We start from the raw sequence: 20,422 nt of genomic DNA, 5'->3' as shown, positions 1-20,422 counted from the left end.
TCGGTCCCAAGGGTTGGGCTGTTCGCCCATTAAAGCGGTACGCGAGCTGGGTTCAGAACGTCGTGAGACAGTTCGGTCCCTATCCGTCGTGGGCGTAGGAAATTTGAGAGGAGCTGTCCTTAGTACGAGAGGACCGGGATGGACGCACCGCTGGTGTACCAGTTGTCCTGCCAAGGGCATCGCTGGGTAGCTATGTGCGGAAGGGATAAGTGCTGAAAGCATCTAAGCATGAAGCCCCCCTCAAGATGAGATTTCCCATCACGTCAAGTGAGTAAGATCCCTGAAAGATGATCAGGTAGATAGGTCCGAGGTGGAAGCGTGGTGACACGTGGAGCTGACGGATACTAATCGATCGAGGACTTAACCAAAGAAGAAAAGCGGAAGCGCCTCGAACAGCCACGAAGTGCGCTGGAGAGCCTGCGAGGAGGACGAAAGCCGCCGCAGCAGGACCGAAGCGACACAAGGGGCTAGGCGCTGGAGCTGGACAAAAGCGGAAGCGTATTTCAGTGAATGACGCGTTATCTAGTTTTGAGAGAATCATCTAGTTTTGAGAGAATCAATGTTATATATGAATGATGCTTGAATTGTCTGCGCTTGCGTCTTCTAGTAAATTCGAAGAGGATGGATTCCTCAGCGCAAGCCTGCAGAGAAGCAAATTCAAGCAGCTGGCTTGGTGGCGATAGCGAAGAGGACACACCCGTTCCCATACCGAACACGGAAGTTAAGCTCTTCAGCGCCGATGGTAGTTGGGGATTTCCCCTGCGAGAGTAGGACGCTGCCAGGCTTCTTCATTTTATTTGAATATTTCTGATCATCGCGGGGTGGAGCAGTCCGGTAGCTCGTCGGGCTCATAACCCGAAGGTCGCAGGTTCAAATCCTGCCCCCGCAACCAAGGTCCCGTGGTGTAGCGGTTAACATGCCTGCCTGTCACGCAGGAGATCGCGGGTTCGATTCCCGTCGGGACCGCCATCTAGGAGCTAATGAACGAACAACGAAACGATTTCCGTTTCGTTTTTTTTATTGTTTAGGAAATTATAAATTTACAACTTGTGGACAACCTTGTTCATAGTTGGTTTTTTGTCTAGCTCCGGGCGTTAGCGGCTAGCAAACTTCCCATTTCATCTGTACGACAAGTCAACATCGACTCAACGATCGCCTGAGTTTCCTTTATCTCCTACTGAAAGGTCTTAGTATGTACGCCGCTTTAGCGACCGCCCTGCGCTTTTGTTCTGGATTTTTTTATGGATAAAGATGAAATACAAAATAACTTGGATAAACTAATATTATGCGTTAAACTAAATCAGAGGATGGATCCTTAGGACATGTTCCTAGGGAATTTTTTATCATTTTATTCACCAAAATTATTTATTAATGGAGAAAGAGGATTACAATGTCCATAAAGGATGAATTTCAATTTATTCAAAAGATTTCCCCAAAGGAATTATTTCATACTAATCTCCGTGTTGGGATTGGTGATGATGCGGCTGTCCTACAAACTGAAGAAAATTATGAACAAGTCGTTTGTATGGATACAATGATAGAAGGTATTCATTTTACAAAACAAACGATGCGTCCTTTTGACATTGGTTATAAAAGTTTAGCTATTAATATTAGCGATATGGCCGCTATGGGAGCCATTCCTAAGTTTTATTTAGTTTCAATTGCTATTCCCACAAGCTGGAACGAAACAGAAATTTTAACCATCTATGAAGGAATGGACGCTATTGCTCAACGATATAAGATGGATTTAATCGGAGGAGACACGGTCTCAACAAAAAATGATTTAGTCATTTCTGTTACAGTTATTGGTGAAGTGGAAAAAGGAAAAGCGGTTTTACGTAGTCAAGCAAAACCGGGTGATATTGTTTTTGTAACGGGGACATTAGGCGATTCTGCAGCAGGTCTACATTTATTACTGCATAAATGTTCAGATTTCCCGCATCATGACTATAAATTTTTAATCTCACGTCATCAGAGACCATCACCTAGAGTAAACGTAGGCCGAATCGTCTCGCAGCTGGGACGAGCGAGTTTAAATGATGTTAGTGATGGACTGGCCAGTGAGCTGAATGAAATTGCTGAAGCTAGTGGAATGACAATTGTAATCCATAAAAAATTCATTCCTCTTAGTCAGTCCATAAAAAACTTTTCAGATGATGTTATATATAACTGGGCTCTTACTGGTGGAGAAGATTATGAACTAGTTGGAACCATTTCCCCCATTCATTTTAAAGAATTAAAAAAGAAATGCGAAAAGGAAGGGGTTCCGATTACGGAAATTGGTGAAGTGCACCCTCCCCAATCTGATTTTGTGATTATAGAGAGAGATGGACGACATGAAGTGTTAAACAAAAATGGGTATAATCATTTTAAAAAAGGTGATTAAATGGAAAGATATGCTTATTTTTCGAATAGCCCTGAAGAAACTGCTCAATTGGCGACTAAATTAGCGAATTTGCTAAAACCTGGTGATGTTCTTACTTTAGAGGGTGATCTTGGTGCGGGTAAAACGACTTTCACGAAAGCCCTTGCTAAAGGACTCGGAATTAAGAAAACTGTCAATAGCCCAACTTTTACAATCATCAAAGAATATACTGAAGGTCGATTACCTTTCTATCACATGGATGTATACCGTATTGAGGATGGAGGAGAAGATTTAGGATTTGAAGAGTATTTCGAAAGCGACGGTGTCACTGTTGTAGAATGGGCTCATTTGATTGAAGAACAGCTTCCTAGCAATAGACTAGATATAGCGATCAATTATATAGAAAGTAAAAAGCGAAATATTATATTTACGCCTTATGGCAAGCGTTTTCGAGAGATATGTAAGGAGTTATGGAATGATGACAGTATTAGCCATTGATACATCAACTTATGTATTAGGAGTAGCGTTGGTTGATGATTCAAAAGTGATTGGGGAATATATAACGAATTTAAAGAAAAACCACTCTGTACGAGCAATGCCAGCGATTGAACAATTAATGAGAGACTGTGACATTACGGCAGATCAGTTAAGTAAAATTGTTGTTGCACAAGGCCCTGGTTCTTACACCGGTGTTCGAATTGGAGTAACAATCGCCAAAACAATGGCCTTCGCCTTAGATATTCCGTTAATTGGTGTTTCAAGCTTAGAATTATTAGCAGCAAACGGACGATTTTTCAATGGGTACATTTGTCCGATTTTTGATGCACGAAGAGGTCAAGTGTATACAGGTTTATATGAATATCATCAAAATATGAAAGTAGTTATGAACGATCAAAACGTTCTTTTACATGATTGGCTCGAACAACTAAAAAAACTGGAAAGACCTATTTTGTTTTTAGGAAATGATGTTTCGTTGCATGTTGAGGCGATTCAACAAGTATTGGGTGAGTTTGCGGTAATTGGCGATAAGTCGATGCATAATCCATATCCCGCAAAATTAGCACATCTAGGCATTTTTAGGGATCATGTAGAGGTTCATCCATTTGTACCAAATTATTTACGATTGGCTGAGGCTGAGGCAAAATGGTTAGAACAACAGAAAACGTCACAATGAATAACGAACAGCTAAGGATTCGGAAAATGACGATTGACGACATTGATGATGTCTACAAAATTGAACTACAGTCATTTCGGAAGCCTTGGCCAAAGCATTCTTTTTTCCAAGAACTTACTCAAAACAAATTTGCTACTTATTTTGTTATCGAATATAAAGACAACATAGCTGGATATTGTGGTTTATGGGTTGTGATGGATGACGCTCAAATTACGAATATCGCCATTTTACCGGATTATCGCGGCCAAAAGCTAGGAGAAAAGCTTTTGATATATGTAAAGGACTATGCAAAAGAGCTAGGAGCTGCTCAATTGACATTAGAAGTTCGCGTATCGAATTATATTGCACAAAATCTTTATAAAAAGTTAGGATTTGAAGTCATTGGCCTTCGGAAAAATTACTATACAGATAATCAAGAAGATGCTTTGTTAATGTGGGTGAAATTATGATGAGTTCTAAAGATCGGTATATATTAGGGATTGAAACTAGCTGTGACGAAACGGCTGCTGCGGTTATTAAAAATGGTCGCACCATTCTATCGAACATAGTCGCTTCGCAAATTGACAGTCATAAACGCTTTGGTGGTGTTGTACCAGAAATTGCATCACGTCATCATGTAGAACAAATTACTGTAGTTGTAGAAGAAGCATTGCAAAAAGCAAATATGACATTTCAAGATCTTACGGCAATAGCTGTGACAGAAGGACCTGGTTTAGTAGGAGCATTGTTAATTGGGATTAATGCTGCGAAAGCATTGGCCTTTGCCCACAACTTGCCTATTATCGGTGTCCATCATATCGCTGGTCATATATATGCAAACCAGCTTGTTCATGAGCTATCCTTTCCTTTAATAGCTCTAGTCGTTTCAGGAGGACATACTGAACTTGTTTATATGAAAGAGCATGGTTCCTTTGAAGTCATTGGGGAAACGTTGGACGATGCTGCAGGTGAGGCCTATGATAAAGTGGCTAGAACATTAAATCTCCCATATCCCGGTGGTCCTCATATTGACCGATTAGCTCATGAAGGAATGGCGAGTATTGATTTACCAAGAGCATGGCTCGAAGAAAGATCATATAATTTTAGCTTCAGTGGGTTAAAATCAGCGGTTATTAATACGCTTCATAATGCCTCACAGCGTGGTGAAACAATTGATCCGAAAAATTTAGCAGCGAGCTTTCAAGCTAGTGTAGTCGATGTATTGGTCACGAAAACACTGCGGGCAGCAGAAGAATATAAAGTAAAACAAGTCCTATTAGCTGGTGGAGTCGCTGCAAATAAGGGGTTAAGATCAGCGTTGGAAAATGCATTAATAGATAAACAAGGGATTGAACTTATGATCCCTCCACTTTCTTTATGTACGGACAATGCAGCGATGATTGCGGCAGCAGGAGATGTTCTTTATCAAAAAGGTATTTTCGGGGACTTAAAAATGAACGCTCATCCAGGATTACCTTTAACATCATATTTATAATCTTAAAAATGGTCAACGTTATAAAGGTTGGCCATTTTTATTTTGGCTATGTTTCTAAAGGATTGTTGCTTTACTATAGCTTTTCGACGTCATAGACAGTCGAAAAGCAACTTTTACGAAAACAGCCTTTATTTTTTGAAGGTACTAATCATCACAACTTATCAACCATTTATCCACATTTTCAAAATGTTTTGGGGATAAATAAGTTCATTACAGGAATAATCAACACAATTACATTGTGGATAATGTGGATAAAAATCATAAAAATGTGGATATTGTGAATAATCACCCTCGTACCTTTTAATATATAGGGTTTTGCTTGTGGATAAGTAAAAAAACCGGCGTAGCCATATTCGCCGGTTACTCTTCCTCTATAAGGTTTTCCCATTCTTCCATCAATTGATCAATTCTTTCTTTTAATTTTTCGTTTTCATGATGAATTTCTTGAACACGTTCATGGTTTTGATAAATGACTGGATCACAAAGTAATTCATCATTTTTTACTATTTTCTCTTCTAATCTAGCAATTTCCTTTTCCATTTCTTCTATTTTGCGCTGCCGTTGTCGTTCCCGTTTCTTCAATTCTTTTTCTTTTTCATAAGAAAGTTTTCCTTGTTTAGCTAACTCATTCGTAGTGGTAATGATTGTTTCTTTCTGTTGTTCAAGCTTTTGTAACTCTTCCATTTCTTCTTTTTTGGAGACATAATAATCATAGTCTCCTAAATATTCGGTGATTCCATCCTTTGATAATTCGAATACCTTTGTTGCAATACGGTTTATAAAATAACGGTCGTGTGAGACAAATAAAATCGTACCAGGATAATCGATAAGTGCATTTTCAAGAACCTCTTTACTATCTAAATCAAGATGGTTTGTCGGCTCATCAAGAATAAGAAAATTTGCCTTTTGCATCATTAATTTCGCAAGAGCCAATCGTGCCTTTTCTCCACCACTTAAGGAAGAAACATTTTTCATAACATCATCACCAGAGAAGAGGAAATTCCCTAAAATCGTACGGATTTCCTTTTCTGTTTTTTGTGGATATTCGTCCCAAAGTTCATCTAAAACACATTTATTGGAGGTTAAGTCAGCCTGTTCTTGATCATAGTAACCAATCGTTACATTTGCTCCGAACTGAAATTCACCTGAGAAAGGTTTGATACGTTTTACAATTGCTTTTAATAAGGTCGATTTTCCAATTCCATTTGGTCCAATAAGAGCGATCACTTCTCCCCTTGTAATGGAAAACGATACATCCGAAATAATCGGGCTTTTCCCATCATAAGTAACAGAAATGTTTTTAGCCTTTAAAACATCATGGCCACTTTGTTTTTCAATTTCAAAGGAAAATTGAGCAGATTTCTCATCGCCTTGAGGTTTATCGATTACGTCCATTTTTTCAAGCATTTTTCTTCTGCTTTGGGCTCGTTTAGTGGTAGAAGCCCTTGCAAGATTGCGTTGGATAAAGTCTTTCATCCGAGCAATTTCATCCTGCTGTTTTTCATATAGCTTTAACTCACGCTCGTATTTTTCAGCCTTTTGCTTTAAGTATCGACTATAGTTGCCAACATATTTTGTACATTCTGTATGAGAAATTTCATATACAATGTTTACGACTTTATCTAAAAAGTAGCGGTCATGGGAAACAATTAAGACAGCTCGTTGATAGCTTTGTAAATATTGTTCAAGCCATTGTAATGTCTCGATATCCAAATGGTTTGTCGGCTCGTCCAAAACGAGTAAGTCAGGTTTGGTTAATAACAGCTTTCCGAGTGCTAATCTTGTTTTTTGTCCACCACTTAAGGAAGAAATAGGGGTATCGTAGCTATACTCTTGAAATCCTAAACCATGCAGGATGGAACGGATATCCGCTTCATATTGATAACCGCCTTTTTCTTTAAACGTATATAACATGTCATCGTATTCTTTCAATAATCGTTCATAGGCTGAAGGGTTTCTAGAAGGGTCACATGTTGACATCTGTTCTTCTAATTTTCTCATATCCTTCTCTAATTGACGAATATCAGAAAATACGGTTAACATTTCATCCCATATCGACTTCGTTGATTCTAAGCCAGTATTTTGAGCTAGAAACCCAATTGATATATCTTTTGGCTTTATTATTTCTCCAGAGTCATAAGAAAGCTCTCCAGAGATGATTTTTAATAGAGTAGATTTCCCTGCCCCATTTCTGCCAACAAGTGCAATTTTATCTCGTGTTTGTACTTCTAGTTTAATATTCGATAAAATAAGATTAGAGCCAAAATATTTTGTTACTTGGTTTAGTTGTAAAAGTATCATCATGATTCACCTCAAGCTTTACTAGGTATAGTGTAGCTTAATCAGGAGTGATGGGCAATATTTGTACATTTGCTGATATTTTTCTGAACTTATGACATGAAATTGTAACAATCAACCAAAAGACAGAAAGTCGAAAATAGTGTATAGTCTAGTTAAGGGGAGTTTATTGTGAGTGAATTTACACATTTTAACGAACAGGGACGGGCGAAAATGGTCGATGTGTCTGAAAAGGTAGATTCCGTTCGAATTGCAATAGCAAAATCGCGAGTCATTGTAAGTAAAGAAGTATATGAAAAAATTGTTCACAATAAAGTTAACAAAGGTGATGTTTTATCCGTTGCTCAAGTCGCCGGGATCATGGCAGCGAAAAATACGCCAATGATTGTCCCGATGTGTCATCCGATACCACTTAAAGCAGTTGATATCACATTTGAATGGGACATAAATGAAAAGGAGTATATTCTAGGCATTACGGCCCAAGTAAAAACAAAAGGTGCGACAGGAGTTGAAATGGAAGCGCTCACTGCTGCCTCTGCTTGTGCTCTTACTGTTTACGATATGTGCAAAGCACTAGATAAAGGACTCGTCATTGGTCCAACTTTCCTAGTGAAAAAAACAGGAGGAAAAAGCGGAGAGTATATTCGGGAAGGTTCTGTTTTGTAGGATTGTGGGGGATAAACATTGAGTCAGGATCAATCAAAAATTCCACAAGCAACAGCTAAGCGACTGCCGCTATATTATCGTTTTTTACAAAACCTTTACGCTTCTGGCAAACAGCGTGTCTCTTCTCAAGAGTTGAGTGAAGCTGTAAAAGTGGATAGTGCAACGATACGGCGTGATTTTTCTTATTTTGGCGCTCTTGGGAAAAAAGGTTATGGTTATAATGTAAAATATTTATTATCCTTTTTTCGAAAAACCCTCGATCAAGATGAATTAACAAAGGTAACCTTGATTGGAGTTGGGAACTTAGGGACGGCTTTTTTACATTATAATTTTATGAAAAATAACAATACACAAATTACCATCGCTTTTGATGTAGATGAAGAGAAAATAGGAAAAGAGGTTGGGGGCGTTCCAATTTATCATTTAGACGAATTGGAAGAGCGTCTTCCTGAAGATGTTACTGTCGCTATTTTAACTGTGCCAGCCAATGTGGCTCAAATGATTACAGACCGTTTAGTTACGAAAGGGATTAAGGGAATTTTAAATTTTACTCCCGCTCGCTTAAATGTCCCTAACCATATTCGCATTCATCATATTGATTTGTCCGTTGAACTGCAGGCACTAGCTTACTTTTTAAAAAATTATCCGCAAGAATAGCTTATAGGAGGGGTTCATGATGAACGTTGGAATTGGTAGCTTTTTATTAATCGTTGTCGTTGGTTTGCTTATTTTTGGTCCGAAAAAGCTTCCAGAACTTGGACGGGCTGCAGGTGATACGTTAAGAGAGTTTAAAAAAGCTACAAGAGGTTTAGCTGATGACGATGATGATAAGAAATAAGATCAAGAAAGATAGGATGACGTCCTATGAATGATAAACAAATGTCTGTTTTAGAGCATATAGAAGAATTGCGAAAACGGCTGATTATTATAGTCGTTTTCTTTTTCGTTGCAGTAATTGCAAGCTTTTTCTTAGCAAAACCTATAATCGTCTACTTACAACATACGAATGAAGCGGAACAATTTGCATTAAATTCATTTAGACCGATGGATCCATTAATGGTATATATGCAGTTTGCTTTTGTTATTGCTATTGTTTTAACATCCCCTGTCATTTTATATCAGCTTTGGGCATTTGTAAGCCCAGGATTATATGAGACGGAACGGCGGGTAACATTAAGTTATATTCCGATTTCCTTAGGATTGTTCTTATTAGGAATTGCTTTTTCCTATTTTATTTTGTTTCCATTTGTCATCGATTTTATGGTTCGTCTTTCTAATGATTTAGAAATTAATCAAGTCATTGGGATTAATGAGTATTTTCGGTTCTTATTACAATTAACGATCCCGTTTGGTTTGTTGTTTCAGTTACCTGTTGTCGTCATGTTTTTAACAAGGCTTGGTCTTGTAACTCCGATGTTTCTCGTCAAGATTCGGAAGTATGCTTATTTCGTTTTGCTTGTCATTGCAGCATTCATAACACCACCTGAACTTGTTTCACATTTAATGGTGACGGTTCCGCTTTTCATTCTTTATGAAGTAAGTATTGTGATTTCAAGATTTGCATACCGAAAAGCACAAATAGCTCAAATGAAAGAAGCAAACCAGGAATAAAATAAGGAATGGCTAATTTCCGATCCATTACAGACGGTGTTGATTTTTGCTTTGATGCATTTAAAAAATTGTGCCTGTTCCTAGCATTCATGATGCTTCGACAATCTAAAAACGGCGAGAACAAGAGCGTTCCCGCCGTTACTTTTTTGCTTTTTTCATTTTATATAAAAAGGCAAACATGCGAATCGATACAGCGAAGTCAAATGTGGCCAAAAGCATTAAAATAATGGTTGGAATGGACCATATCGTTTCCTCTGCACTGTTAATGGCTAAATAAGTAAATAAAACTCCCATTGTAAAGTAAAAAAAACCCATAGATGTTGGATTAAACTTCATGCTTAAATGCCTCCAATAATACTTTGAATTTGCTCCATTTGTTGCATCATTTTTTCAATATCTTCACTAAATACGGTTTGGATGATCACGACAAATGTATTCATCATGGTATGGGCAAAAATTGGCACGAGAATTCGATTTGTTTTCACGTATAAATAAGCGAATGTAAATCCCATTGACGCATATAATAATAGATGTTCTGGCTCACCATGTACAATGGCAAATAAGAAAGAGCTAACAAATGCCCCAATAAAAAAGTTGGTTCTTTTATATACTACACGAAAAATAATTTTTCGAAAGATAATTTCCTCAAGAACTGGACCAATAATAGATGTCACAGCAATTAATAAAGGAGTTGTCTTTATTAAATCAACAATCATTTGTGTGTTTTCAGATCCAGGTTCAACTCCAAAAAGATTCACCTCAATGTTGGCTGCAATCGTTTGCACAATGATTGCCATAAACACACCGCCAATAGCCCATGCCATCGATATGCTAAGCGGCGCTGCTTTTTCGTTTCGTACCGATATTTTAAACTCGTCTCGCAGAAGGAACAAAATAAACACGAAAGCGATCGTAAAGCTTAAAATGGTCCAATATGCTTGAGCTTTATATAGAGCTACATCTAGTGATGGATCGGATCCTACACCGATTGCATAAAAAAATGGGACACCAACAAAGGCTGAAAATTGCATCACGATATACGTAATAATTATCCACCAGTATTGCTTTTTCACGATGTTTCTCCTTTTCAAAATGATGTTCGTGTAAAAAATTTTAAGGGTGAAAGTCTGATAGGTAAAAGCAAATATACCTCGTTTTATTTTACCATATCTTATATTTCCCTTTTGAGAAATTAATTTAAAATCAACATGATTATATTGATCATTTTTTTGTCATAATCATGGAAGGGACATCTATTCATTGAATGAAAAAAATTTTAATTTCATACTTGAAATTCAAAGGAAGTTTCTATAATATAGTAAATGTGTTAGCACTCAAGTTAGATGAGTGCTAATAAAAAGGAAAAATTTTTAAAATCTCAAAAGATATTTGAGGAGGTTGTTTCACTTGTTAAAGCCATTAGGTGATCGCGTAGTTATTGAACTTGTGGAAACTGAAGAAAAAACAGCAAGTGGTATTGTTCTTCCAGATACTGCGAAAGAAAAGCCTCAAGAAGGTAAAGTTGTAGCAGTTGGTACAGGTCGTGTCCTTGATAGCGGCGAGCGTGTGGCTCCAGAAGTAAAAGAAGGCGATCGCATCATCTTCTCAAAATACGCTGGTACTGAAGTGAAATACCAAGGTACTGAATACTTAATTTTACGTGAAAGTGACATTTTAGCTGTTATCGGTTAATAAGAGAACAGTTATATATCATAAAAGGAAAAAATTTTGAGGAGGTTTGCATCATGGCAAAAGAAATTAAGTTTAGCGAAGAAGCACGTCGCGCGATGTTACGCGGTGTTGATTCTTTAGCAAATGCTGTAAAAGTAACTTTAGGACCTAAAGGACGTAACGTTGTATTAGAGAAAAAGTTCGGTTCTCCATTAATTACAAATGACGGTGTAACGATTGCAAAAGAAATCGAATTAGAAGATCCATTTGAAAACATGGGTGCGAAATTAGTTGCAGAAGTTGCTAGCAAAACAAACGATGTGGCTGGTGACGGTACAACTACTGCTACTGTATTAGCACAAGCAATGATTCGCGAAGGTCTTAAAAACGTAACTGCTGGTGCGAACCCTGTAGGTGTACGAAAAGGTATTGAAAAAGCGGTTGCTGTTGCTGTTGAACAATTAAAAGCAATCTCTAAACCAATTGAAGGCAAAGAGTCTATTACCCAAGTAGCGGCAATCTCTGCTGCTGACGAAGAAGTAGGCCAATTAATTGCAGAGGCTATGGAGCGCGTTGGTAACGACGGTGTTATCACAATCGAAGAATCTAAAGGCTTCAGCACTGAATTAGAAGTAGTTGAAGGTATGCAATTCGATCGTGGTTACGCTTCTCCATACATGGTAACAGACTCTGATAAAATGGAGGCCGTGCTTGAAAATCCATATATCTTAATCACTGATAAGAAAATCTCTAACATTCAAGAAGTTTTACCAGTGTTAGAGCAAGTTGTACAACAAGGTAAACCATTATTAATCATCGCTGAAGACGTTGAAGGTGAAGCATTAGCTACATTAGTAGTGAACAAGCTTCGCGGTACATTCAACGCTGTAGCAGTTAAAGCTCCTGGCTTCGGTGATCGTCGTAAAGCAATGCTTGAAGATATCGCAATCTTAACAGGCGGTGAAGTAATCACTGAAGATTTAGGATTAGATCTTAAAAACGCAAGCATTGCACAATTAGGTCGCGCTGGTAAAGTTGTTGTAACAAAAGAAAACACAACAATTGTTGAAGGTGCTGGATCAAGCGAGAAAATTGCAGGCCGTGTAAACCAAATCCGTGCTCAATTAGAAGAAACAACTTCCGAATTCGATAAAGAAAAATTACAAGAGCGCTTAGCTAAACTAGCAGGCGGTGTTGCTGTCATCAAAGTGGGTGCGGCTACTGAAACAGAATTAAAAGAACGCAAGCTTCGCATTGAAGACGCTCTTAACTCAACTCGTGCAGCAGTTGAAGAAGGTATCGTTTCTGGTGGTGGTACTGCACTTGTGAATGTATACAACAAAGTGGCTGAAATTGAAGCAGAAGGCGACGTTGCTACAGGTGTAAACATCGTTCTTCGCGCATTAGAAGAACCAGTTCGTCAAATCGCTCACAACGCTGGTTTAGAAGGTTCTGTTATTGTTGAGCGCTTAAAGAAAGAAGAAGTAGGAGTGGGCTTCAACGCAGCTACTGGCGAATGGGTAAACATGATCGACGCTGGTATCGTTGATCCTACAAAAGTTACTCGTTCTGCTCTTCAAAACGCAGCAAGCGTTGCAGCAATGTTCTTAACAACTGAAGCAGTAGTTGCTGATAAGCCAGAAGAAGAAAAAGCTGGCGCAGGCATGCCTGACATGGGCGGAATGGGTGGTATGATGTAATCTGACTCTGAAAACCCTTGAAACAAAAGTTTTCTTATAAATGAAAAAGCAAAATGTTAGCATTTTGCTAACATAGAGGAATTTAAAGAGACTTCTCATGAGTTGAATAAACTTGTGAGAAGTTTCTTTTTTCATTGTTTAGGAAATTACACTAGCGTTGCATAAAAAAATTATAAAAAATTCAAGTGTTAAATAATGGTTTAATAACGTGTTGTTGTAAAACTTGCTAACCCATCTATAAAATTTAGGCTCTTTTCTAAAAGATTGTTGCTTTAAAGCTTCCGATAACTCATCGGCAGCTTTTCTCATTTGATACTAAATAAAAACTGGAATTAAATTTTTGGATCGATAAATCAAAATTAGCAATTATTCAAAATTCATTTACCTTCTTTTACATATTGATCTAAACGTGCTTTTATGACATCAATAACCGTACATGGAAATCGTCTGAATTGTAAAGATTATGTTAAAGTCGATTTTTTTCTCTTGTTTTATATAAGTATCTAGTTATATACTAATTGAAGAGAAAAGTAAGTATGGCTATACTACAATATCTAGTGGATATGAAAGATGTGACATCATTTATTTAGTGAAAGATGAACATAATTGCAACCATTCATTTTCGCTCATATATATAAGTAAATAGCTATATATTTATACAAGAGTAGGAGGTGTTCCCATGCAAAAAACAGTATTGGAAGTAGAAAAAGCTTCACACGTTTTAAAGTTACTTGGTGATAAAACACGTTTAACGATCATGGCAATTTTAAAACAACGTGAGTGTTGTGTATGTGAGCTTCATGAAGTGTTTGACATGAGTCAGCCGTCTATTAGTCAGCATCTACGGAAGTTAAAAGATGCAGGATTAGTAAAAGAGGATAGGAGAGGACAGTGGATTTATTATTCCATCAATCCTCGAAATGAGTTCTATGGTCTTATCCAAGATATTCTGCAACATATTCCAGATCAAACAGAGAATATTCGTAAGATTGAGGAAAACAACCCTACGCTCCGTTGCGGTTGTTAACCTACTAATTAAATTGGGAGTGAGACAATGAGTAATACGGGGAAAAAACGTCTGTCGTTCTTGGATCGATACCTAACGCTTTGGATTTTCCTAGCTATGGTAGCTGGAATTGGTTTGGGATCCCTCTTTCCGGGTTTTGTAGATGGAATGAACAGTTTGCAGGTAGGAACCACATCGATTCCACTTGCAATTGGTTTAATTTTAATGATGTATCCTCCGTTAGCAAAAGTTCGCTACGAGGAGATGGGACGCGTCTTTAAAGACATAAAAGTATTAGTTTTGTCTCTTTTACAAAATTGGATTATTGGACCAATTTTGATGTTTGTATTGGCGATTGTCTTCTTGCCGGATAAGCCGGAATACATGGTCGGACTCATCCTGATTGGGCTGGCACGTTGTATTGCGATGGTGATCGTCTGGAATGATTTAGCGAAAGGAGATACAGAGTATGCAGCTGGACTTGTGGCGTTTAACTCTGTATTCCAAATGTTATTTTTCTCGGTTTATGCGTATGTGTTTGTGACGATCATTCCAGAATGGTTAGGACTAGAAGGTGCTATCGTAAATATTACAATGATTGAAGTCACTAAGTCGGTGTTCATTTACTTAGGCATTCCGTTTCTTGGCGGGATGATAACACGCTTTGTGTTGGTAAAAGCAAAGGGCAGACAATGGTATGAAAAAGTATTCATTCCAAAAATCAGCCCGATTACATTGATTTCTTTATTATTTACGATTATCGTCATGTTCTCTTTAAAAGGAGACGTTATCGTAAGCTTACCATTGGATGTTGTGAGAATTGCGATTCCATTGTTCATTTACTTTGTGTTAATGTTTTTCGTTTCCTTCTTCTTAGGGAAGAAAATTGGAGCGAGCTATCCTGTAACGACAACACTTGCCTTTACAGCCGGCAGCAATAACTTTGAGTTAGCGATTGCTGTAGCTGTTGGAGTGTTTGGGATCCATTCTGGAGCAGCATTTGCAGCCGTCATTGGACCACTTGTGGAAGTGCCTGTTATGATTGCGTTGGTCAACGTGGCACTATGGTTTCAACGAAAATACTTCAAAGCAGAATCAGTATCATACTAACAACAGAGGTGGAATGAAACATGAAAAACAAAAAGATCATTTACTTCTTATGCACAGGTAACTCTTGCCGCAGCCAAATGGCTGAAGGTTGGGCAAAAAAATATCTTGGCGATGAGTGGGAAGTTTATAGCGCTGGTATCGAAGCTCACGGATTAAATCCAAACGCAGTAAAAGCCATGAAAGAAGTAGGGATTGATATTTCCAACCAAACATCCGATGTCATTGATCCTGAAATTTTAAACAAAGCTGATTTAGTCGTAACATTATGTGGTCATGCAGCAGACCATTGCCCGGTAACACCTCCACATGTAAAACGTGTACATTGGGGATTTGATGATCCTGCAAAGGCAGAGGGATCAGAAGAAGAAAAATGGGCTGTGTTCCAACGTGTACGTGATGAAATCGGTGCACGCATCAAAAAATTTGCTGAAACTGGTGAATAAAACTGAAATGACAGCCGAGAATAATCTTCTCGGCTGATTTTACAGGAGGGGAAAAATTGCTCGTTCTTCTGGAGAGGTACCGCAATCCGTATAAAACTTGTTACCACGTCTTCGTAATCCGGAAGAAACAAGTGTTGTCATTGTAACATTGGCAGAAGCTACACCTGTTTATGAAGCAAGCCGTCTACAAGATGACTTAAAGCGTGCGGGAATCCAACCGAAATGGTGGGGCATCAATCAAAGCTTTTATGCTACACATACAGTGGATCCTATTCGAAATTTAAAATATAATAAACCAAATAATACTTGATCGTGGACAAATAAAATGGAAGGAATAAAAAGTCTATTGATGAATATGATTACGTAAATCTGTTTACAAAAATAGTGCAATGTTAAAAACAATGATGTATAATAAAAACAACTTTTAAAAAAATGAAAGTATTTCGATAAAGTCGGTAGACTTTCAAAAAACCTACGGAAACGGAATGAAGGGTGGGTTCGTTGAAAGTAAACCGACAATAGGGGAACTTAAACGGGAGATCTAAACCAATTGAAATTGGTTATAGGTAAACCGGCTATCGTTATTTTAGGCAATAGCTAGCCTTTTATTGAGAAAAGGCTGTGTTGTCTAGAATGACATAGCCGGTTTTTTCTTGGTGAACGACTTACCACCTACGCTTTGCTTAGAGGTGGAACTTGCAAGGTTAAAAAAGATGAAAAGGTCATACAAGAGGAGGAACTAGATTTGCAAGAAATATTGGTTTTCCTATGGCTTATCGCATTGATGATCGTGTTCGTTAGCGCATTGATGTATCTGCATCCGCGTGTGCCCGACTCGTATGTACATTTTCACGTCGGATTATTGATTTTGCCAATAGCTATGTCGTTAGTTGGGTGGATCTATTATGAGGGGGAAGCAAAGGTCGGACCATTGCGGCTAGACACGATCAGTTGGATGATGGCGATCTATATTTCAGTACTCGGCTTTATTATCCAAAGATTTTCCATTCGATATTTGCATGGGGATCGGGTTTACCGGCTATATTTTCAATTTTTAACTTGGACATCAGGCTTTGCTTCGATCACGTGGATGACAGATGATCTACGCCTGTTTAGCCTTTGCTGGGCGCTGCCGCTTTTCGGTCTTGTCTATTTGACGGCTTTAAAAAAGGAATGGACTCCGGCGAAAGTTGAAGCGGTGCAAATGGGAAAGATGTTTTTCGTTACTTCCCTCGCTGTAATTGCCGTTTCGGTCTGGCTATTTCTTGCGACAGGGGAATGGAGCTTATCGGGTGCTTTATCAACAGATAAGTTGGCTCATCTCAAATGGTGGGAAACAGCAGGAATGAGCGTTCTGCTTATTTTGGCGGCAATTATTCCTGCCGGACAATGGCCTTTCCACCGTTGGCTGCTTGAATCTGCGGTAACTCCTACACCAGTGTCAGCAGTGATGCACGCCGGTCTTGTTAATGCAGGAGGGCTTTTGCTTTGGCGTTTTTCACCGTTGTTTACGGATGCAGTCATACATGCTCTTCTTCTTCTAATCGCGTTTATTTCCGTGATAATCGGTACAGGTATTAGCTTTGTTCAAGTGGATTATAAACGGCAGCTGGTAGCGTCAACGATGGCACAAATGGGCATGATGCTTATTCAATGTGCTTTAGGTGCTTACGACGCTGCCGTCATTCATCTTGTCCTGCATGGTTTGTTCAAAGCGACTTTGTTTTTACAGTCTGGTTCAGTTGTTCCCCGTCCAGGACAAACAGGATACGGGTTTATGCGTACAAGGGGGCATGGGTTTGTCGGCATTCTACTTGGATTGGCGCTTGGAACAGGTTTTTGGGCTGCTTCACCTGAAGAGCCAGCACGCCTCTTAAGTGCTTTGCTTCTAGGTTCGTCTATGACCATTGCATGGGGGAGACTTGCGTTTTTCCGAGAAGGCCGATGGATTGGTTTTTTCTTTACGGCGATATTAGCGTTTTTTTCAGAAGAAGTGCGCAGCAAACTAATGAAAATGTTGCATGATTCAATACCATCCGGTTTTGTGCCGCCTCTTGTTCTTGAGTGGTTTGCTCTCTTGATGTTTATTGTTTTTGCATTGACGTTGGCACAGCTCTTTAAACATCGTTCTTCCAGTATTGCCGCCCGTTTTTATATGTGGCTCGTTCATGTAAGTGAGCCTAGTCTGCCTGCAGTTGAACGGCATCCTAATTACTTAAAGGCATATTTGAAGGAGGAGATGACCCATGAGTAAAACAACAGTGATTACACTTGAACGTCTAAAAGAACAATGCAAACGAAAAAAGGAAGAAGCATTCTACTCTATCCACGAGCTAGTGGAACAAGCATCCGAAGCCATTGCTCCCCTTTGGCCAATTTCAACGTTCATTGCACGTCATCCGTGGATGGAACTTGAACATATGCCGTTTATTGAAGTAGCTGAGCATTTCCAACAATCTCAGAAAGTCAACCTTTTTCCAACAATGCCGGTTGTAAAAAAAGCTCTCGCTAAAGGCGAAATCCATTCCTCCTTCGTTGAAAAAAAGCTGAAGAACTGGCTTTCCGGCCAGTATCTTCTCGTTCATCGCAACAAAGCGGAACAGCTATGCCATGCCCTTTTATGGAACGATTCCGTACCGTATGAATGGTTAGATTCCTTAGAACTGCACACACTAGCAGCGGAAATAACCGAGTTGATCGGTTCTTTACACTCGAAGGTCGAAAAGCCTATAAGCGTTCATATTAAACAGCTAGGAGAACGTCTTGATCAACAAATGATCAAATGGTGCAAACTTTATTTGGATGAAAAACAGGCTGCATGGGCCATGCCCTTACGAGAACAAGGATTCTATTCAGCTTGGCAGCAGCTTGTTAAAAACGATCCAGCTCTTTCGAAAAGAGAAAGAAAACGACTGGCTGACTGGCCAAAAGACGCGAAAGAAGCACTGTTGCATTCATTATCGTTGCTTAATATAGACGATAAAAAAATGAAAGACTATTTGGAATCCCATCTTCTTGCATTGCCGGGATGGGCTGGTATGTTAAAGTGGCGTTCCAAGCAGACAGGAGAAGGAGTTCAACTGCTGGTTGATTATTTGGCCATTCGTCTTTCATTAGAGTGGGTATTTGCCGCTCCTTACTTGCCTTTAGATCAGAAGAAAATGACTGACCCTTCAAGTATTCTTCCCCTCTTAGCCGCATGGATCCATTGGGGAGGAATGTCTGTAGATGAATGGAGACAATTGCCGGTATATGAAATGAAATTCCGATTAGTGTTTGCTGACCGATTTTGGCGGATCAATCGTCATCACCTTTGGCTTGAGGCATGGGAAGAGACGTATGAATCCCAGCTTAAAGAAAAAATCGCCTCCCGTCCAAACGTTGGGCAGCCGGAACGGACCGCTGTTCAGCTTCTCTTTTGCATCGACGTTCGTTCAGAGCCCTTTCGCCGCTATTTAGAACAGTCCGGTCCATTTGAAACATACGGATGCGCAGGATTTTTCGGCTTGCCGATCCGAACGCGTGAGCTTGACAGTCATTATACCCATCCTTCTTGTCCTGTTATCGTTGAGCCGCAGCACGAAATTTACGAATCATCTGCACAAGATCGTGTTGCTGAATACCGCCGACGGCTCAATGTATTTCAGTTCATCGGGGACACATTTAAAAAAATGAAAAAACATGCATTAGCGTCTTTATTGCTACCTGAAATGAGCGGCCCATGGCTAGGTTTGCATACAATTGCACGAAGCGCTGCCCCTGGATGGACGGGTCATGTTATTCAACATGCTGAAAAGACAGCCGAACGGAAGCCGCCGACAAAATTGTCTTTGCATCACGAAGAGTCTTCCTCAAAATCCGGCTTATCCATAGGGCTTACAACGGATGAACAAGTTCAGTACGTAAAACAGCTGTTAACGAATATCGGTTTAACATCGTCTTTTGCACCCCTTGTCGTTGTTTGCGGCCACGAAAGTACGACAACGAATAATCCGTATGCCTCTTCCCTTGATTGCGGGGCGTGCGGCGGAACAGCAGGAGCCTTTAATGCCCGTGTGTTTGCGAGCCTCTGCAACTTAAAGGAAGTAAGGAAAGGACTGGAGAAGGAAGGGATTGTCATTCCAGATGAGACCGTATTTGTAGCTGCGGAACATATTACAACGGTTGATGAACTTTACTTTCTCGATATGCCTACTTTATCGAAAGCAGCAGAGCAATCACTCAATTTATTGGAAAGTAAGCTAAAAGAAGTGAGTCGAAAAGCAAACGCTGAACGCCTGAAGAAGTTGCCTCACACCGGCAAGTATAAAAACCCGATTAAGGAGGCTAATCGCCGTTCTGTCGATTGGAGCGAAATCCGTCCTGAATGGGGATTGGCAGGAAACGCAGCCTTTTTCATCGGCCGCCGATCTCTTACAAAACATTGCCAATTAGACGGAAAGGTGTTTTTACACAGCTATGACTGGCGAAAAGACTATTCCGGAGAAGCCCTTGAAAATATTGTCTCCGGTCCTGCTACGGTTGGGCAATGGATCAATTTGCAATATTACGCATCAACCGTAGCACCGCATTATTATGGAAGTGGTAGCAAAACGACGCAGACGGTAACGGGGGGATTAGGGGTGATGCAAGGGAATGGGAGCGACTTGCTTTCTGGCCTCCCATGGCAGTCGGTTGCTTCTTCCGACTGGGAACTGTTCCATTCTCCCCTTCGTTTGCTGTTAATCATTGAAGCACCGCACTTTTATATCGAGCGTTTGCTTCAACACAATCCCCTTTTCCGTCAAAAAGTGAAAAACGGCTGGCTCCGTCTCTCATCCATTGAACCTGACACTAGGAAATGGATAAAGTGGGACCCATCTATGATTTGATAGGCAGATGAACAGTTTTGATGCAGCTTGCCG

The 20,422-nt window shown here is 39.5% G+C and carries 19 protein-coding genes, 2 tRNA genes, 2 rRNA genes and 1 pseudogene; 21 read left to right on the top strand and 3 right to left on the bottom strand.

The genetic code is table 11. From position 1 onward, the window contains the following. From J2S06_RS13820 to tsaD, 9 genes are all read left to right on the top strand, one after another. A 23S ribosomal RNA gene (locus J2S06_RS13820) occupies positions 1-368 on the top strand; the annotation flags it as partial. Positions 369-669: 301 nt separating this feature from the next. After that, positions 670-784: ribosomal RNA gene (gene rrf / locus J2S06_RS13815) — 5S ribosomal RNA — on the top strand. A 31-nt stretch (positions 785-815) separates the two neighbouring features. Beyond that, a tRNA-Met gene (locus J2S06_RS13810) sits at positions 816-892 on the top strand. 1 nt (position 893) lies between these two features. Next, positions 894-969 (top strand) — tRNA-Asp (locus J2S06_RS13805). Between the two features lie 421 nt (positions 970-1,390). Beyond that, positions 1,391-2,386: a thiamine-phosphate kinase gene (gene thiL, locus J2S06_RS13800; protein WP_419152659.1), complete on the top strand. Its 996-nt coding sequence runs from the start codon at positions 1,391-1,393 to the stop codon at positions 2,384-2,386. Further along, positions 2,387-2,863 carry a tRNA (adenosine(37)-N6)-threonylcarbamoyltransferase complex ATPase subunit type 1 TsaE gene (gene tsaE / locus J2S06_RS13795; protein WP_419152658.1) on the top strand — a complete coding sequence of 159 codons (477 nt, stop codon included), beginning with the start codon at positions 2,387-2,389 and terminating at the stop codon, positions 2,861-2,863. It abuts the gene before it with no gap. Further along, positions 2,844-3,539, top strand: coding sequence for a tRNA (adenosine(37)-N6)-threonylcarbamoyltransferase complex dimerization subunit type 1 TsaB (gene tsaB / locus J2S06_RS13790; RefSeq protein ID WP_419152664.1), 696 nt, complete (start codon positions 2,844-2,846; stop codon positions 3,537-3,539). The genes tsaE and tsaB overlap by 20 nt, the downstream gene beginning before the upstream one ends. Beyond that, positions 3,509-3,988 carry a ribosomal protein S18-alanine N-acetyltransferase gene (gene rimI, locus J2S06_RS13785; protein WP_419152657.1) on the top strand — a complete coding sequence of 160 codons (480 nt, stop codon included), beginning with the start codon at positions 3,509-3,511 and terminating at the stop codon, positions 3,986-3,988. Before tsaB ends, rimI begins: the two co-directional genes overlap by 31 nt. After that, on the top strand, positions 3,985-5,013 hold the full coding sequence (gene tsaD, locus J2S06_RS13780) for a tRNA (adenosine(37)-N6)-threonylcarbamoyltransferase complex transferase subunit TsaD (RefSeq protein ID WP_044895485.1): 1,029 nt from the start codon (positions 3,985-3,987) through the stop codon (positions 5,011-5,013). The genes rimI and tsaD overlap by 4 nt, the downstream gene beginning before the upstream one ends. Before the next feature lie 360 nt (positions 5,014-5,373). Here tsaD and J2S06_RS13775 read toward each other — a convergent pair whose 3' ends face one another. Beyond that, a complete protein-coding gene (locus J2S06_RS13775; protein ID WP_419152663.1) occupies positions 5,374-7,314 on the bottom strand; it encodes an ABC-F family ATP-binding cassette domain-containing protein in 1,941 nt (646 codons plus the stop codon). 168 nt (positions 7,315-7,482) lie between these two features. On the opposite strand from J2S06_RS13775, the gene moaC reads away from it, so the two are divergent. The 4 genes from moaC to tatC are packed head-to-tail and all read left to right on the top strand — an operon-like array spanning position 7,483 to position 9,588. Beyond that, complete coding sequence (moaC, locus tag J2S06_RS13770; protein WP_044895483.1) at positions 7,483-7,977, top strand: cyclic pyranopterin monophosphate synthase MoaC; 495 nt, start codon at positions 7,483-7,485, stop codon at positions 7,975-7,977. Between the two features lie 18 nt (positions 7,978-7,995). After that, positions 7,996-8,634, top strand: a complete 639-nt coding sequence (locus tag J2S06_RS13765) for a redox-sensing transcriptional repressor Rex (RefSeq protein ID WP_044895482.1) — start codon at positions 7,996-7,998, stop codon at positions 8,632-8,634. A gap of 16 nt (positions 8,635-8,650) precedes the next feature. Then, complete coding sequence (locus J2S06_RS13760; RefSeq protein WP_044895481.1) at positions 8,651-8,815, top strand: twin-arginine translocase TatA/TatE family subunit; 165 nt, start codon at positions 8,651-8,653, stop codon at positions 8,813-8,815. A 26-nt stretch (positions 8,816-8,841) separates the two neighbouring features. Beyond that, a complete protein-coding gene (gene tatC / locus J2S06_RS13755) occupies positions 8,842-9,588 on the top strand; it encodes a twin-arginine translocase subunit TatC (RefSeq protein WP_044895480.1) in 747 nt (248 codons plus the stop codon). 138 nt (positions 9,589-9,726) lie between these two features. Here tatC and J2S06_RS13750 read toward each other — a convergent pair whose 3' ends face one another. Further along, positions 9,727-9,924: a YdiK family protein gene (locus tag J2S06_RS13750; RefSeq protein WP_044895479.1), complete on the bottom strand. Its 198-nt coding sequence runs from the start codon at positions 9,922-9,924 to the stop codon at positions 9,727-9,729. Between the two features lie 2 nt (positions 9,925-9,926). Beyond that, a complete protein-coding gene (locus J2S06_RS13745; protein WP_419152656.1) occupies positions 9,927-10,661 on the bottom strand; it encodes a CPBP family intramembrane glutamic endopeptidase in 735 nt (244 codons plus the stop codon). Between the two features lie 334 nt (positions 10,662-10,995). Here J2S06_RS13745 and groES point away from each other — a divergent pair, with 334 nt between their 5' ends. From groES to J2S06_RS13705, 8 genes and pseudogenes are all read left to right on the top strand, one after another. Next, on the top strand, positions 10,996-11,280 hold the full coding sequence (gene groES, locus J2S06_RS13740) for a co-chaperone GroES (RefSeq protein WP_044895477.1): 285 nt from the start codon (positions 10,996-10,998) through the stop codon (positions 11,278-11,280). A 53-nt stretch (positions 11,281-11,333) separates the two neighbouring features. After that, positions 11,334-12,959, top strand: coding sequence for a chaperonin GroEL (groL, locus tag J2S06_RS13735; protein ID WP_419152655.1), 1,626 nt, complete (start codon positions 11,334-11,336; stop codon positions 12,957-12,959). Positions 12,960-13,638: 679 nt separating this feature from the next. Continuing rightward, a complete protein-coding gene (locus J2S06_RS13730; RefSeq protein WP_419152654.1) occupies positions 13,639-13,986 on the top strand; it encodes an ArsR/SmtB family transcription factor in 348 nt (115 codons plus the stop codon). 27 nt (positions 13,987-14,013) lie between these two features. Further along, a complete protein-coding gene (gene arsB / locus J2S06_RS13725; RefSeq protein WP_419152653.1) occupies positions 14,014-15,075 on the top strand; it encodes an ACR3 family arsenite efflux transporter in 1,062 nt (353 codons plus the stop codon). Positions 15,076-15,095: 20 nt separating this feature from the next. Further along, positions 15,096-15,518, top strand: coding sequence for an arsenate reductase (thioredoxin) (gene arsC, locus J2S06_RS13720; RefSeq protein ID WP_044895473.1), 423 nt, complete (start codon positions 15,096-15,098; stop codon positions 15,516-15,518). Positions 15,519-15,570: 52 nt separating this feature from the next. Next, positions 15,571-15,792, top strand: a pseudogene (locus tag J2S06_RS13715) (ArsA-related P-loop ATPase); the annotation flags it as partial. 471 nt (positions 15,793-16,263) lie between these two features. Continuing rightward, on the top strand, positions 16,264-17,772 hold the full coding sequence (locus J2S06_RS13710) for an NADH dehydrogenase subunit 5 (RefSeq protein WP_419152662.1): 1,509 nt from the start codon (positions 16,264-16,266) through the stop codon (positions 17,770-17,772). Beyond that, the gene (locus tag J2S06_RS13705) at positions 17,765-20,389 is read left to right on the top strand and encodes a DUF2309 domain-containing protein (RefSeq protein ID WP_419152652.1); all 2,625 of its coding nucleotides are present in this window, start codon (positions 17,765-17,767) and stop codon (positions 20,387-20,389) included. Before J2S06_RS13710 ends, J2S06_RS13705 begins: the two co-directional genes overlap by 8 nt. Positions 20,390-20,422 lie beyond the last annotated feature (33 nt).

It is taken from the genome of Bacillus alveayuensis, from assembly GCA_030812955.1.
GTDB lineage: Bacteria > Bacillota > Bacilli > Bacillales > Aeribacillaceae > Bacillus_CB > Bacillus_CB alveayuensis.
Note: the sequence above shows the minus strand (reverse complement) of the source record. Positions and strands in the feature narration are given on the sequence as shown.

Excerpts from the sequence above, each read along its gene's own strand:
- thiL (WP_419152659.1), top strand. The coding sequence starts at position 1,391 with ATGTCCATAAAGGATGAATTTCAATTTATTCAAAAGATTTCCCCAAAG.
- tsaE (WP_419152658.1), top strand. The coding sequence starts at position 2,387 with ATGGAAAGATATGCTTATTTTTCGAATAGCCCTGAAGAAACTGCTCAA.
- tsaB (WP_419152664.1), top strand. The coding sequence starts at position 2,844 with ATGACAGTATTAGCCATTGATACATCAACTTATGTATTAGGAGTAGCG.
- rimI (WP_419152657.1), top strand. The coding sequence starts at position 3,509 with ATGGTTAGAACAACAGAAAACGTCACAATGAATAACGAACAGCTAAGG.
- tsaD (WP_044895485.1), top strand. The coding sequence starts at position 3,985 with ATGATGAGTTCTAAAGATCGGTATATATTAGGGATTGAAACTAGCTGT.
- J2S06_RS13775 (WP_419152663.1), bottom strand. The coding sequence starts at position 7,314 with ATGATACTTTTACAACTAAACCAAGTAACAAAATATTTTGGCTCTAAT.
- J2S06_RS13760 (WP_044895481.1), top strand. The coding sequence starts at position 8,651 with ATGATGAACGTTGGAATTGGTAGCTTTTTATTAATCGTTGTCGTTGGT.
- tatC (WP_044895480.1), top strand. The coding sequence starts at position 8,842 with ATGAATGATAAACAAATGTCTGTTTTAGAGCATATAGAAGAATTGCGA.
- J2S06_RS13750 (WP_044895479.1), bottom strand. The coding sequence starts at position 9,924 with ATGAAGTTTAATCCAACATCTATGGGTTTTTTTTACTTTACAATGGGA.
- groL (WP_419152655.1), top strand. The coding sequence starts at position 11,334 with ATGGCAAAAGAAATTAAGTTTAGCGAAGAAGCACGTCGCGCGATGTTA.
- J2S06_RS13730 (WP_419152654.1), top strand. The coding sequence starts at position 13,639 with ATGCAAAAAACAGTATTGGAAGTAGAAAAAGCTTCACACGTTTTAAAG.
- arsB (WP_419152653.1), top strand. The coding sequence starts at position 14,014 with ATGAGTAATACGGGGAAAAAACGTCTGTCGTTCTTGGATCGATACCTA.
- arsC (WP_044895473.1), top strand. The coding sequence starts at position 15,096 with ATGAAAAACAAAAAGATCATTTACTTCTTATGCACAGGTAACTCTTGC.
- J2S06_RS13705 (WP_419152652.1), top strand. The coding sequence starts at position 17,765 with ATGAGTAAAACAACAGTGATTACACTTGAACGTCTAAAAGAACAATGC.